This window comes from Salicola sp. AFF1, from assembly GCF_056783195.1.
In genome coordinates, this window is record NZ_JBXAYL010000201.1 from 1 (window position 1) to 257 (window position 257).

Below are 257 nucleotides of genomic sequence, written 5' to 3' on the forward strand. Positions count from 1 at the left end.
GGTGCAATATCTCCCAACTTACCCGGCTTTACTGTTCCATGCCATTCATTATCTATAACAAACAACGGAACGGGATTTAAGGAGTGTTGCGTATTCGGACTTCCATCTTCATTAATCATATAATCTGCATTGCCATGGTCTGCCGTTAAGAAAATAATATAGTCTTGTTGTAATGCAGCTGTTACCACTTTTTCAACGCATTTATCAACTGTTTCAGCAGCTTTTACAACTGCACTGAAAACGCCTGTATGACCTAC

The 257-nt window shown here is 39.7% G+C and carries 1 pseudogene; it reads right to left on the reverse strand.

The window, feature by feature from the left end:
• Positions 1 to 257: pseudogene (locus AC1RQI_RS17340) on the reverse strand (2,3-bisphosphoglycerate-independent phosphoglycerate mutase); the annotation flags it as partial.